We start from the raw sequence: 343 nt of genomic DNA on the forward strand, positions 1-343 counted from the left end.
ATTTTGGTATTCTAAGAACACACGTCTAATGACATGGTTATAAAAAGTTTGATGTCTTGTTGATGTCTTCAGTTTTCAAGGTGCGAGTGCCTTCTCCGTTAAGAAAAGACAAATGGAGCCTAGCGGGATCGAACCGCTGACCTCCTGCGTGCAAGGCAGGCGCTCTCCCAGCTGAGCTAAGGCCCCATGGGCTATAAAAATGAATGGTGGGCCTAAGTGGACTCGAACCACCGACCTCACGCTTATCAGGCGTGCGCTCTAACCAGCTGAGCTATAGGCCCATTCAAAATGGGATGTTCAATTGAGAGATCGGACTCTCAAAACTGAACGATGGGCATGTCCC

2 tRNA genes are annotated in these 343 nt (G+C 48.7%); both read right to left on the bottom strand.

Features of this window, described 5'->3' with window-relative positions:
• Positions 1-113: 113 nt before the first annotated feature.
• Positions 114-186 (bottom strand) — tRNA-Ala (locus tag KNQ07_RS16035).
• Positions 187-204: 18 nt separating this feature from the next.
• A tRNA-Ile gene (locus tag KNQ07_RS16040) sits at positions 205-281 on the bottom strand.
• Positions 282-343: the final 62 nt, after the last annotated feature.

The sequence above is a fragment of the Exiguobacterium sp. s145 genome, assembly GCF_018618835.1.
Classification (GTDB): Bacteria; Bacillota; Bacilli; order Exiguobacteriales; family Exiguobacteriaceae; genus Exiguobacterium_A; species Exiguobacterium_A artemiae.